General features: G+C 40.6%; 8 protein-coding genes and 1 pseudogene. 8 read left to right on the forward strand and 1 reads right to left on the reverse strand.

Annotated features, from left to right (window positions below; genetic code table 11):
* Positions 1 to 3 precede the first annotated feature (3 nt).
* The 7 genes from thrB to ODU37_RS03830 all read left to right on the forward strand — a co-directional run bounded on the left by thrB (position 4) and on the right by ODU37_RS03830 (position 7476).
* Positions 4 to 864 (forward strand): homoserine kinase, encoded by an 861-nt coding sequence (thrB, locus tag ODU37_RS03800; RefSeq protein WP_002938588.1) that lies wholly within the window; start codon positions 4 to 6, stop codon positions 862 to 864.
* Positions 865 to 1098: 234 nt separating this feature from the next.
* A complete protein-coding gene (murB, locus tag ODU37_RS03805) occupies positions 1099 to 2007 on the forward strand; it encodes a UDP-N-acetylmuramate dehydrogenase (protein ID WP_029171811.1) in 909 nt (302 codons plus the stop codon).
* 38 nt (positions 2008 to 2045) lie between these two features.
* Entirely contained in the window at positions 2046 to 3200 is a 1155-nt protein-coding gene (locus ODU37_RS03810; RefSeq protein WP_014637974.1) for an ABC transporter ATP-binding protein, read from the forward strand.
* Positions 3184 to 3984 carry an ABC transporter permease gene (locus tag ODU37_RS03815; RefSeq protein WP_249562384.1) on the forward strand — a complete coding sequence of 267 codons (801 nt, stop codon included), beginning with the start codon at positions 3184 to 3186 and terminating at the stop codon, positions 3982 to 3984. The genes ODU37_RS03810 and ODU37_RS03815 overlap by 17 nt, the downstream gene beginning before the upstream one ends.
* Positions 3984 to 4754, forward strand: coding sequence for an ABC transporter permease (locus ODU37_RS03820; RefSeq protein WP_105158572.1), 771 nt, complete (start codon positions 3984 to 3986; stop codon positions 4752 to 4754). The genes ODU37_RS03815 and ODU37_RS03820 overlap by 1 nt, the downstream gene beginning before the upstream one ends.
* Positions 4754 to 5824 (forward strand): ABC transporter substrate-binding protein, encoded by a 1071-nt coding sequence (locus tag ODU37_RS03825; RefSeq protein ID WP_105105831.1) that lies wholly within the window; start codon positions 4754 to 4756, stop codon positions 5822 to 5824. The genes ODU37_RS03820 and ODU37_RS03825 overlap by 1 nt, the downstream gene beginning before the upstream one ends.
* 113 nt (positions 5825 to 5937) lie before the next feature.
* Positions 5938 to 7476 (forward strand): ClC family H(+)/Cl(-) exchange transporter, encoded by a 1539-nt coding sequence (locus tag ODU37_RS03830; protein WP_249562385.1) that lies wholly within the window; start codon positions 5938 to 5940, stop codon positions 7474 to 7476.
* A gap of 52 nt (positions 7477 to 7528) precedes the next feature.
* Here the strand turns inward: ODU37_RS03830 and ODU37_RS03835 are convergent.
* Positions 7529 to 7853 (reverse strand): annotated as a pseudogene (locus ODU37_RS03835) (transposase); the annotation flags it as partial.
* A gap of 449 nt (positions 7854 to 8302) precedes the next feature.
* On the opposite strand from ODU37_RS03835, the gene ODU37_RS03840 reads away from it, so the two are divergent.
* The gene (locus ODU37_RS03840) at positions 8303 to 13051 is read left to right on the forward strand and encodes a S8 family serine peptidase (RefSeq protein WP_249562386.1); all 4749 of its coding nucleotides are present in this window, start codon (positions 8303 to 8305) and stop codon (positions 13049 to 13051) included.
* The last annotated feature ends 41 nt before the right edge of the window (positions 13052 to 13092 follow it).

Genomic DNA, 13092 nt, shown 5'->3' on the forward strand with positions numbered 1-13092 from the left:
GCAATGAAAATTATTATTCCAGCAACTTCAGCTAATATCGGTCCAGGATTTGATTCAGTAGGTGTTGCCCTTTCGAAATATCTAACGATTGAAGTGTTTGAAGAGACTGATGAATGGGTGATTGAGCACAATCTTGAACATGTTCCATCAGACAAGAACAATCTTTTGATCAAGACAGCTTTAAAGATTGAAAAAGGATTGCAGCCGCATCGTATCAGAATGATTAGCGATATTCCCTTGGCACGCGGTTTGGGTTCATCCAGTTCCGTTATCGTAGCTGGTATCGAATTGGCTAATCAATTAGCAGGTTTGAATATGACAGCGGATGAAAAATTGCTCAAAGCTACAGAAATTGAAGGACATCCTGATAATGTAGCACCAGCAATTTTTGGTAATTTAGTCATCTCTAGCTATGTTAATAAGAAAGTACAGGCAGTTGTAACAGAATTCCCAGAAGCAAGTTTTGTTGCCTTTATTCCAAACTACCCACTGCGTACGGTTGAAAGCCGAGGTGTACTACCTTCTCAGATGGGGTACAAGAAAGCAGTGGCTGCTAGTGCCATTGCAAACGTTGCTGTTGCCAGTTTGATGGCAGGTGATCTGGAAAAAGCTGGGAAAGCAATTCAGTCAGACATGTTCCATGAACCGTTTCGTCAGCTACTTGTTAAGGAGTTTTGTCCAATCAAGCAAACTGCACAGGAGTTGGGAGCCTATGCAACCTACTTATCAGGTGCCGGTCCAACAGTGATGGTATTAGCGCCCAAAGATAGGGAGGACGCTATTGTTCTAGCATTAGAGGAACTAAATCTAGACGGAACCGTCCACCGCCTTCAAGTTGATACCAAGGGGATTGCTATTGTATAGATAGTGAGAATCTATCATTTGCAAAACTAAAAATGTTTATTTTATTGGAGTTCGCCATCGCAACTATATGCGGTAGGAAGGGAACTCCTTTTTTTGTGCATTCCATTCTCCATTTCAAAATATTGGGGCAAATTAATTTGGCTTGTGAAAGTATTTTTGTTGAATTTTATTCGTTTTCTCCTGTAATTTTTGGTATAATAAATCCTGTATATCTTAAATTGAAATGAGAAGGTTATGAAAGATAAAATTAGGCTTGAATTAGAAGGCATCGATATTCGATTCGATGAGCCTTTAAAAGAATATACCTATACAAAAGTAGGAGGAGCTGTTGATTATCTAGCTTTTCCGCGGAATCGTTACGAGATTGTTCGTATAGTAGAATTTGCTAAACGCGAAGGTATTCCATGGCAAGTATTAGGAAATTCAAGTAATATCATTGTCCGAGATGGCGGTATTCGTGGTTTTGTTATCCGTATGGATAAACTTAACTCCGTTACTGTATCAGGATACACCATTGAAGCGGAAGCAGGTGCCAATCTGATTGAAACGACAAAAGTCGCACTTTTCCATTCTTTATCAGGATTTGAATTTGCTTGTGGTATTCCGGGAAGCGTTGGTGGTGCTGTCTATATGAATGCAGGTGCTTACGGAGGTGAAGTAGCACACATTCTAGTTTCAGCGCAGATTTTGACTCCAGCAGGTTATGTCGAAACATTGGACAATCGTGAGTTACGATTTGGCTACCGTTCTTCTATCTTGCAAGAAAACGGTGCGATTGTTTTGTCTGCAAAATTTGCCCTCAAGCCAGGAAATCATACGGTTATTCAACAAGAAATGGCTCGTTTGACACATTTACGCGAGCTCAAGCAACCTTTGGAATATCCATCTTGTGGTTCAGTATTCAAACGTCCACTTGGTCACTTCGCAGGACAGTTGATTATGGATGCGGGTTTAAAAGGTTATCGAATCGGTGGAGTCGAAGTTTCTGAAAAACACGCTGGCTTTATGGTCAATGTTGCTGATGGAACGGCATTGGACTATGAACATTTGATTGCCCATGTGATTGAAGTCGTTGAAAAATCTTCAGGAATTACTCTGGAGAGAGAGGTGCGTATTATCGGCGACCCTGCTGATACACTCTAGCCATCAGGCTCTTACAAAAAAGAAGGAATTTATGAGAATTGAAAAAGCCAATTATTGAATTTAAGAACGTTTCAAAAGTATTTGAAGACAGTGGAACAACTGTATTAAAGGATATTAGTTTTGAATTGGAAGAGGGGAAATTTTATACCCTTTTAGGAGCTTCTGGTTCAGGTAAATCAACGATTTTGAACATTATTGCTGGTCTATTGGATGCGAGTTCAGGTGATATTTATCTGGACGGTCAACGGATTAATGATGTTCCGACCAATAAACGGGATGTCCATACTGTTTTCCAGTCCTATGCCCTTTTCCCACATATGACTGTCTTTGAAAATGTGGCTTTTCCTCTTAAATTACGAAAAGTTGACAAGGCTGAAATCGAACGCCGTGTGACAGAAGCCTTACAAATGGTCCGACTTTCTGGTTATGAAAATCGTTCCATTCAGAAATTGTCTGGTGGTCAACGCCAGCGGGTTGCTATTGCACGTGCGATTATCAACCAGCCTCGTGTTGTCTTGCTAGATGAACCACTTTCTGCTCTGGACTTGAAACTAAGAACGGAAATGCAGTACGAACTGCGTGAATTGCAACAACGTCTAGGAATTACCTTCGTCTTCGTTACCCATGACCAAGAAGAAGCTCTGGCCATGAGTGACTGGATTTTTGTCATGAATGAAGGTGAGATTGTCCAGTCTGGGACGCCAGTGGACATTTACGACGAGCCAATCAACCATTTTGTTGCTACCTTCATCGGTGAATCCAATATCCTTCCAGGCCGCATGATAGAAGACTACTTGGTTGAGTTTAACGGCAAACGCTTTGAAGCTGTCGATGGCGGTATGCGACCAAACGAAGAAGTTGAAGTTGTTATCCGTCCAGAAGATTTGCAGATTACCTTACCTGAAGAAGGCAAATTGCAGGTAAAAGTGGATACTCAGCTCTTCCGTGGTGTTCACTACGAAATCATCGCCTATGACGACCTTGGTAATGAGTGGATGATTCACTCAACTCGTAAGGCCATTGTCGGAGAAGTGATTGGACTAAGCTTTGAGCCAGAAGATATTCATATCATGCGTCTCAATGAAACAGAGGAAGAATTCGATGCTCGTATCGAAGAATATGTTGAAGTGGAAGAAGTAGAAGATGGCTTGATTAACGCCATTGAGGAGGAACGCAATGAAGAAAACCTCTAGGCTTTTTGTAATTCCCTATGCCCTATGGGTCTTTCTCTTTGTACTCGCTCCAGTTGCCTTGATTATCTTCAAATCTTTCTTTGATATTCATGGCAATTTCACTTTGGCCAACTACCAGACCTATTTTAACTCGCCAAATATGACCTATCTGCGAATGAGTTTTAACTCTATTTTTTACGCAGGTATTATTACTCTGGTCACACTTTTGGTTTCCTACCCAGCAGCCTATTTCTTGACCAAGCTCAAGCATAGACAACTCTGGCTCATGTTGATTATCTTGCCAACCTGGGTCAATCTTTTGCTGAAAGCCTATGCCTTTATCGGTATTTTTGGGCAACACGGCTCTATCAACCAGTTCCTAGAATTTATTGGTCTAGGAGCTCAGCAAATTCTTTTCACAGATTTCTCCTTTATTGCTGTTGCAGCCTATATCGAGATTCCGTTTATGATTTTGCCGATCTTTAACGCCTTGGATGATTTGGATAAAAACCTAATCAATGCCAGTCGTGATTTGGGGGCAACTCCTTGGCAGACCTTTACAAAAGTTATTTTTCCTCTTTCCATGAACGGTGTTCGTTCAGGTGTTCAAGCAGTTTTTATTCCGAGTTTGAGCCTCTTCATGTTGACCCGTTTGATTGGAGGTAATCGAGTCATTACACTGGGAACAGCCATCGAACAACATTTCCTCACAACACAAAACTGGGGAATGGGTTCAACCATTGGTGTGGTCTTGATTTTGGCCATGCTCTTGATTATGTGGATGACGAAAGAGAGGAAGAAATAATGAAGAAATTTGCAAATATCTACTTAACAGTTGCCTTTCTCCTTCTCTACTTACCGATTTTCTATCTCATTTTTTATGCCTTTAATGAAGGCGGAGATATGAATGGCTTTACAGGCTTTACCTTGGAGCATTTTTCATCTATGCTTGGCGATAGCCGTCTCATGCTCATCTTAGCTCAAACCTTCCTATTAGCTTTTTTGAGTTCTTTGATTGCGACCTTTATCGGAACTTTCGGCGCCATCTATATCTATCAGGCAAAACCTCGTTTTCAAAATGCACTCTTGTCTGTCAATAATATTTTGATGGTAGCACCAGATGTCATGATTGGGGCGAGTTTCCTAATTCTCTTTACCATGATTGGTTTCCAGCTTGGCTTTGTCTCGGTATTGCTCAGTCATATTGCCTTTTCTATTCCAATCGTAGTATTGATGGTCTTGCCACGGCTGAAAGAGATGAACGCAGATATGATTTCAGCAGCTTATGATTTGGGGGCAACTCAGCCACAAATGCTGAAAGAAATCATGTTGCCATACTTGACACCAGCCATCATTGCTGGATACTTCATGGCCTTTACCTATTCTTTGGATGACTTTGCCGTGACCTTCTTCGTAACAGGAAATGGATACTCAAACCTATCTGTTGAGATTTACTCTCGAGCTCGTAAGGGAATTTCTCTGGAAATCAATGCCTTGTCAACCCTAGTTTTCCTTTTCTCTATCTTATTGGTAGTGGGTTATTATTTCATCTCACGTGAAAAGGAGGCCAACTAATGAAACGATTGTATTCATTTTTTGTAGGAATTATAGCTATTGTCCTAGTTTTATGGGGAATTAGTTATAAGTTAGAAGCTGATTCAACCCAGGGGACAACTGATAAGCTTGTCATCTATAACTGGGGCGATTATATTGACCCAGAATTACTCGCAGAATTCACTGCTGAAACAGGTATTCAGGTAGATTATCAGACCTTTGACTCCAACGAATCCATGTACACAAAGATTAAGCAGGGTGGAACAACATACGATTTGACAATCCCATCTGAGTACATGATTTCTAAGATGACAGAAGAAAATATGTTAATCAAGCTAGATAAATCTAAGATTGAAGGGATAGAAAATATCGATCCACGATTTATGGGACTTAGCTTTGACAAGAATAATGATTATTCTATTCCATATTTCTGGGGAACCTTGGGCATTGTTTACAATGAAACCATGGTAGAAAATCCTCCTCAGGAATGGGAAGACTTGTGGTCAGAAGAATATCGTGACAATATCATGTTAATTGATGGTGTGCGTGAAGTTATGGGGGTTGGTCTACAATCACTAGGGTATAGTCTCAATTCCAACAATCCTACCGAGATTGAAAAGGCTACCGAACATCTCTATAATCTAACTCCAAACGTCAAAGCAATTGTTGCTGATGAGATAAAAGGTTATATGATACAAGATGCGGCAGCTATCGCAGTATCTTTCTCTGGTGAAGCTAGTGAGATGTTGGATGGAAATGAAAATCTGCGCTATGTTGTACCATCAAAAGGTTCTAACCTTTGGTTCGATAATATGGTCATTCCAAAAACAGCAAAAAATATTGATGGAGCTTACGCCTTTATGAGTTTTATGCTTCGTCCTGAAAATGCGCTTCGCAATGCAGAATATGTTGGTTATTCAACACCAATTCCTGCAGCCAAGGCTATGCTGGATGAGGAGACTCAGAACGACGAATCTTTCTATCCTTCAGAAGAAACGATGAAGAAGATGGAAGTTTATGATAATCTTGGACCAGAGATGCTTGGAATGTATAATGACCTCTATCTCCAATTCAAGATGTATCGGAAATAGTCTGATTGGACAGGTAGCAATGTAAATAAAAGAATGGGAGTGAGGTTCTTTACTAAGTACTTATTGCTCCCATTTTTTGGTCATACATACTATAGAAAGGAAGGGAAATCCCAATGGAAAATCACCGGAAAGAAGTTAGTTTTATTTCTCAATCAATCCTCTATTCGGTTCTGCGTGGTAGTTTAGTTGGCATTGTCGCTGGTTTAGTGGTCGTTGCATTTCGCTTAGCCATTGAAAAACTATTTTCTGTCTTTACGCACCTCTATTCTCTGGCAACAGACAATGTAATCTATTTACTTCTTATTGGAGGGCTTTATCTGGTCATAGCTTTACTTGTTGGCAAGTTGATCAAAGACGAGCCAAATGCAAAAGGTTCTGGTATACCTCAGGTAGAGGCAGAACTAAAAGGAATTATGGATTTAAACTGGTGGTCAGTCCTTTGGAAAAAATTTATCGGCGGTGTTTTATCCATTGCATCTGGCCTAATGCTGGGGCGTGAAGGTCCCAGCATTCAACTAGGAGCTGTAACGGCTAAAGGTGTATCAGTTCTTCTTAAATCCAGTGAAATGGAAAGAAGGAGTTTGATTGCTAGTGGCGCTGCGGCAGGTTTGGCAGCAGCTTTCAATGCACCAATAGCAGGCCTTTTATTTGTTGTGGAGGAAGTCTATCATCAGTTTTCACGTCTGGTATGGGTCTCAGCCCTGGCAGCCAGTATCACTGCGAACTTTATTTCCTTACATGTTTTTGGATTAATGCCTGTTTTGCATATGCCGAAGGACTTACAGTTACTATCTCTTGACCAATATTGGATCTATATCTTACTTGGAGTTTTCCTTGGACTTGCTGGATATGTGTATGAAGTTGTTATCCTCAATATACAAGGTTTCTATACCCTCCTCTCAAAAATCATTCCTCTCCCAGTTCCATACTACAGTGTATTTGCCTTTTTGTTCATTATACCGATTGGTTATTTTTTCCCTAATCTGTTGGGTGGCGGGCATCATTTGATTTTAGAGCTTCCATATTTGGAACAAGGACTACTGACATTGGCAATCCTGATTTTAATACGATTTGTCTGGAGCATGATTTCCTATGGTTCTGGTCTACCAGGGGGCATCTTTTTGCCCATATTAACTTTAGGAAGTCTCCTTGGGCTTTTTGTCGCACGGTTCTTCCTTGATATTGGTTTCATCAGTCAGGACCAGATGCTATTGTTTATTGTATTGGGTATGGCAGGCTTTTTCGCAGCGATTTCCAAAGCACCTCTAACTGCTATTATTTTAGTTACTGAAATGGTAGGAAGTTTGAACCAATTGATGGTCATCGGGTTGGTAGCTTTGAGTTCCTATGTGATGATGGACCTCTTAGGTGGCGCGCCAGTCTATGAAGCAATGTTGGAAAAAATTCTGCCAGAAGAAGTAGAACAGCAAGAACATATGACCTTAATAGAGGTTGTTGTCAACGAAACATTGGATCAAATATTTGTAAGTGAGTTACGTTTGCCGGATTCATGCTTGATTACCAGTCAAATTCATCATGGTAAGTCAAGGATTGTGAAAGGAAATAGCCAACTTTCTATGGGTGATTCCTTGCTCGTTGCAGTTCCAATCTCTCAAATTCATGCCGTTCGTAGGATATTTGGGGGAGATTAGCATTTTTTTAGATTGTCTTAACAAAGAGATGAGGTAGAAAAGTCCCAATATTATACTGTTTTCGTTGTCTGGTCAACTTTCTCAATTCAGGAATAATTTCATCGGGAACGAAACTCCGAGGCAGCAGACCAATCCGCATTCATTTGGCAATCCAGTAAGCGTCTTTCTTGTCAGTTTTCTGACCTGTAATGGCCTTCATGTGGGCTGGTTGAGCAAGTATTAGCTCGAAGTCATCACATAGAGCATGCCAGACAGGTCGCCAATAGACACCTGTGCTTTCCATACCAACAGCTTCCACATGAAATTGACTGAGAAAATCGTGGTAAGCACGGTAGACCTTTAGTCGTTGTATCAAATGTAGCTAAGTAACACTTTGGACAAATTAAGGGGAATACAAACGACAATATCGACTTGATCTACACATGATTATCTATGACAATTCCTTCCTTCTTAAAATTAGAGAGCCTATCTACTGAATTTTAGTCATATTCTTGAGCGCATATTGTGGTTCTTATCAGTAGGGTAGAGCAGTTTTGTCATCATAATTAACATCAATAATGGCCCTCATTAGGTATATAATCTTAGTGAGGGCTTTATGCTTATTTCATTATTCTGTGGGTAAGGACGGAGCCATCATGAATGTCTTGCTCACTCCCTTTTTAGTGTGCATTATCTGTATCTATGGTTATAGATATTATTGATAGCTAGTTATAGTTTGAATAAATAACTGAATTTTCAGAATATACTTGCAATGCTGATAATTTTATGTTTTAATATATTTATTGGCTTTGCCAATAATAAAGGAGAAAAACTAGGAGGAAAAGTTATGAAAAAGAAAGAAACTTTCTCACTTCGGAAGTATAAAATTGGAACTGTGTCTGTTCTTTTGGGTGCAGTTTTTTTGTTTGCAGGTGCACCATCGGTAGCTGCAGATGAATTGACAAGCCTTGTAGAGACTAAGGCGGAAACAACTGTTCCTGAAGCAATCGTAAGCGAATCAGCCTCAAAAACTCCCGTAGTCGAGGAGTTAGTTGACACTTCTGTGGAGGCTAACCCAACTGATGTGACCACCACAGATAATGGAGAGGGAAGAACTGCTTTTGAAAATGTCACAAATGCAGAGACAGAAGCAACTCAACCAGCTGTAGAAACTCCAGCTACTTCAGAGAAAAAAGTAGAAGAAGAGGAGAAGCTTTCCACAGCAGATGTGACTACTGCTATTACTAATCAGGAAGAAGCGAAACCACAAAACATTGATAGTAATACGATCATTACAGTACCTAAAGTTTGGGACAGTGGTTACAAAGGCGAAGGAACAGTAGTTGCAATCATAGACTCTGGTCTTGATGTTGACCACGACATATTGCGTATTTCAAACCTCTCAACTGCGAAATATAAATCAGAAAAAGAGATAGAAGCAGCTAAAAAGGCAGCAGGAATTACCTACGGTGAATGGTTTAACGATAAGGTTGTATTTGGTTATAACTATGTCGATGTGAATACTGTCTTGAAAGAAGAAGATAAACGTTCACACGGTATGCACGTGACAAGCATTGCCACAGGAAATCCGACGCAACCAGTTGCTGGACAATTAATGTATGGTGTAGCTCCTGAAGCGCAAATCATGTTTATGCGCGTATTCTCAGATCTCAAAGCTACAACAGGCGCAGCATTGTACGTAAAGGCGATTGAAGATGCTGTAAAATTGGGTGCCGATAGCATCAACCTCAGCTTGGGAGGAGCTAACGGCTCTGTTGTTAACATGAATGAAAATGTGACTGCAGCAATCGAGGCTGCTCGTCGTGCAGGTGTTTCTGTTGTTATTGCCGCTGGTAATGATGGAACATTTGGTTCAGGTCATTCTAATCCGTCAGCCGATTATCCAGATTATGGCTTGGTCGGAGCTCCTTCAACAGCTCGCGATGCAATTTCTGTCGCTTCTTACAATAACACAACGGTTGGCAGTAAAGTAATTAATATCATTGGCTTAGAAAATAATGCTGATTTGAACTACGGAAAGAGTTCGTTCGATAATCCAGAGAAAAGTCCTGTACCATTTGAAATCGGGAAAGAATATGAATATGTCTATGCAGGAATCGGTCAGGCTTCGGATTTTGATGGTTTAGATTTGACTGGAAAACTTGCGCTCATCAAACGAGGAACCATCAGTTTCTCAGAAAAAATAGCCAATGCAACAGCTGCAGGGGCAGTAGGGGTCGTTATTTTCAATAGCCGCCCAGGTGAAGCCAATGTGAGCATGCAACTGGATGATACAGCTACCGCAATTCCATCTATCTTCATTCCATTGGAATTCGGTGAAGCTTTGGCGGCTAAGCCATATAAGATTGCGTTCAATAATGAAACAGACATTCGTCCTAACCCCAAAGCAGGTCTTCTTTCAGATTTTTCAAGTTGGGGCCTATCAGCAGATGGCGAACTAAAACCAGACTTAGCTGCTCCGGGTGGTGCTATTTATGCAGCGATTAATGATAATGACTATGCCAACATGCAGGGAACAAGTATGGCTTCTCCACATGTGGCGGGAGTAGCTGTATTAGTAAAACAATATTTACAGGAAACTTATCCAACTAAGTCTCCTCAAGAAATCGAAGCATTAGTAAAACACTTGCTTATGTCTACTGCAAAAGCTCATGTGAACAAAGATACGAATGCCTACACTTCACCACGTCAACAAGGTGCGGGTATTATTGATACTGCGGCAGCTATTTCTACAGGTTTATATTTGACTGGCGAAGATGGGTATGGCAGCATTACCTTGGGAAATGTTGAGGATACATTCAGCTTTACGGTCACACTTCATAACATTACAAACGAAGATAAGACTTTAAACTACTCAACACAGTTAACAACGGATACTGTTCAAAACGGATTGATCACCTTGGCTCCACGTCTATTAGCAGAGATTGCTGGCGGTAAGGTGACTGTGAAAGCTAATTCAAGTACAACTGTTACAATTAATGTCGATGCATCAAGCTTTGCAGAAGAATTGACAGGATTGATGAAAAACGGTTACTATCTTGAAGGTTTTGTTCGATTTACAGATGTAGCCGACGGCGGTGATATTGTCAGCATTCCATACGTTGGTTTCCGTGGGGAATTCCAAAATCTAGCCGTTCTAGAAAAGCCGATTTACAATCTTATTGCTGATGGTAAAGGGGGCTTCTACTTTGAACCTGTTGCAGCACAGCTAGATGCGGTTGATATTAGCCATCACTACACAGGTCTCGTGACAGGAAGTAAAGAATTAATCTATTCTACAAACAAGCGTTCTGACTTTGCACTCAAGACCCTCGGAACATTTAAAAACAAAGCAGGGTATTTTGTTTTAGAGCTCGATGAATCTGGTAAGCCTCACTTGGCTATCTCACCAAATGGGGATGAGAACCAAGATTTTCTAGCCTTCAAAGGTGTATTCTTAAGAAATTATACTAATTTAGTCGCAAGTGTCTATGCTGCAGATGATACTGAGCGCAGAAATCCACTTTGGGAAAGTCAACCACAGTCAGGCAATAAAAACTTCTATAGTGGCAATCCTAAAAATCCAAAATCAAGCATTGTTTACCCTACTGAATGGAATGGAACAGACAGTGAGGGGAATACTTTAGCAGATGGTAAATATCAATACGTTTTGACCTACTCATCTGAAGTTCCAGGTGCAGCAGTCCAAACTATGATTTTCGATGTTATCATTGATAGACAATCACCAGTTATTACGACCGCAACCTATGATGAAACAAACTTTACATTTAACCCTCGCCCAGCCATTGAAAAAGGAGAGTCTGGTCTATATCGCGAGCAAGTATTCTATCTTGTAGCAGATGCCAATGGTACGACAACTATTCCTTCCTTATTAGAAAATGGTGATGTAACCGTTTCTGATAACAAGGTATTTGTGGCACAAAATGACGATGGTTCCTTCACATTGCCTCTTGATCTTGCAGATATTTCAAAATTCTACTACACAGTAGAGGATTATGCTGGTAACATCAGCTATGAAAAAGTAGAGAATCTGATCAGTATTGGCAATGAAAAAGGATTGGTAACTGTCAATATTCTTGATAAAGACACAAATAGTCCTGTACCAATACTTTTCTCTTACTCAGTCACCGATGAAACAGGCAAGATTGTTGCAGAATTACCACGATATGCCGGCGATACTAGCGTTCTCAAGCTACCATTTGGTACTTACACCTTTGATTTATTCCTATATGATACAGAGTGGTCAAGCCTAGCAGGTGAAACAAAAGCAGTCGTGACGATTTCGGAAGAAAATAGCATTGCTGAGGTGAATTTCTATGTGACTTTGAAAGATAAGGCCAACTTGCTGGTAGATATTGATGCATTACTACCTTCTGGTTCAACCATCCAACTGGTAACTGCTGATGGTCAGACTATTCAGCTACCAAATGCTAAATATTCTAAGACTGATTATGGTAAATTTGTACCAGTTGGTACCTACACTATCCTTCCAACCCTCCCAGAAGGCTATGAATTTTTGGAAGAATTAGACGTAGCAGTACTTGCAAACCAGTCAAATGTTAAGAAATTAACCTTGATTAATAAAGTTGCTTTGAAAGAACTGATTGCTGAACTTGCAGGACTTGAAGAAACAGCGCGTTATTACAATGCTAGTCCAGAACTTCAAACTGCCTATGCTAAAGCATTAGAAGATGCCAATGCAGTATATGCCAACAAACACAATCAGACACAAGTAGATTCAGCAGTTGCCAGTCTTGTGGCAGCGAGAGAGCAGTTAAACGGTCAGGCTACCGATAAGGAAAAACTAATTGCTGAAGTATCAAACTACACACCGACTCAGGCAAACTTTATTTATTACAATGCTGAAAATACCAAACAAATTGCCTATGATACAGCTGTTCGTTCAGCACAACTTGTATTGAACCAAGAGAATGTAACACAGGCAGTTGTCAACCAAGCGTTGGCGGACTTGTTAGCAGCGAAAGCCGGCTTAGATGGTCAAAAGACTGATATTTCAGCCCTTCGTAGCGCAGTATCCGTTTCTTCCGTATTAAAAGCGACAGATGCTAAGTATCTCAATGCATCTGAAAACGTGAAACAAGCTTATGACCAGGCAGTTGAAGCAGCGAAAGCGATTCTAGCTGATGAATCTGCAAGCCAAGCAAGTGTCGATCAAGCTCTAGCCGTTCTGACAAGCGCTCAGGCAGAACTGGATGGTGTTGCTACTTCAACAAATGATGCCAAAGAGCCAGCAAATACTGCCACTGACAAAAAAGATGAAGGCACTGTAACGCCTCCACCTATAGACTCAGAAAAAGTTGATGTACAGGCACCTCCTGTAAAAGATACTGGGAATTCAGGGCATGTACCGATAGGTCAGAAGCCAAACCCTCAACCAACTTTACCTCGTCCAGTCACTTTGCAAGCTAGTCTATCTAGCCCTAATCAAGAAAAACAGGTGACTCAACTACCAAATACTGGAGAAAATGATACGAGATACTATCTTGTTCTTGGTGTCATTATTGGGCTAGGGACTCTGTTGGTAAGCAAACGACGTCATAAAGAAGAAGTCTAAGAAAATATAGTCATACTCTTCGAAAATCAAAATTATCCGTT

Origin of the sequence: Streptococcus sp. 2021WUSS109 (assembly GCF_044427305.1) — a bacterium.
GTDB classification, from domain to species: Bacteria; Bacillota; Bacilli; order Lactobacillales; family Streptococcaceae; genus Streptococcus; species Streptococcus suis.

Coding starts and splice junctions, on each gene's coding strand:
- ODU37_RS03830 (WP_249562385.1), top strand. CDS start 5,938: ATGGAAAATCACCGGAAAGAAGTTAGTTTTATTTCTCAATCAATCCTC.
- thrB (WP_002938588.1), top strand. CDS start 4: ATGAAAATTATTATTCCAGCAACTTCAGCTAATATCGGTCCAGGATTT.
- ODU37_RS03820 (WP_105158572.1), top strand. CDS start 3,984: ATGAAGAAATTTGCAAATATCTACTTAACAGTTGCCTTTCTCCTTCTC.
- ODU37_RS03815 (WP_249562384.1), top strand. CDS start 3,184: ATGAAGAAAACCTCTAGGCTTTTTGTAATTCCCTATGCCCTATGGGTC.
- ODU37_RS03825 (WP_105105831.1), top strand. CDS start 4,754: ATGAAACGATTGTATTCATTTTTTGTAGGAATTATAGCTATTGTCCTA.
- ODU37_RS03840 (WP_249562386.1), top strand. CDS start 8,303: ATGAAAAAGAAAGAAACTTTCTCACTTCGGAAGTATAAAATTGGAACT.
- murB (WP_029171811.1), top strand. CDS start 1,099: ATGAAAGATAAAATTAGGCTTGAATTAGAAGGCATCGATATTCGATTC.